Genomic DNA, 385 nt, shown 5'->3' with positions numbered 1-385 from the left:
CAGAGCCATGAACTGCGGATCGGTCTTGTCCAGGGTGTAGACATAGCTGCCATCGGCAAACAATTGCAGTGTGCCGTAGGTACCAACAATCGTATTTGGTGTGACGGGGCCGGTGGCGACCCGATCAGCACCTTGCACATCGTTACCCAGCACGCTGCCGGTCAGGGTGAGCTGGCTTTCAGAGGCGACGCCGCCGGGGTTGTCGTCGAAGGCTTTTGGCACATCGTCGACCACATTGACGTCCAACGTGCCCGTAGCGCCGCTGTTGTTGCTGTCGGTGGCAGTTACCGTGAACGACTCGCTGATGCTGTTAGTGCCTGCGCCGGTTGGGTGGCTGTCAGTGCCGTTGAGGGTGTAGCTGTAGCTGATCACGCCGGTGCTGGCG

Annotated in this window: 1 protein-coding gene; it reads right to left on the bottom strand. The window is 60.3% G+C overall.

The genetic code is table 11. The annotated features are described in order from the left end of the window. Positions 1-385, bottom strand: a 385-nt coding sequence (locus BHC62_RS05355) for a VCBS domain-containing protein (RefSeq protein ID WP_143007489.1), incomplete at both ends; no start/stop codon positions are given.

It is taken from the genome of Pseudomonas sp. 06C 126 (genome assembly GCF_001855215.1).
Classification (GTDB): Bacteria; Pseudomonadota; Gammaproteobacteria; order Pseudomonadales; family Pseudomonadaceae; genus Aquipseudomonas; species Aquipseudomonas proteolytica.
This window is presented reverse-complemented; position numbering and strand designations above follow the sequence as displayed.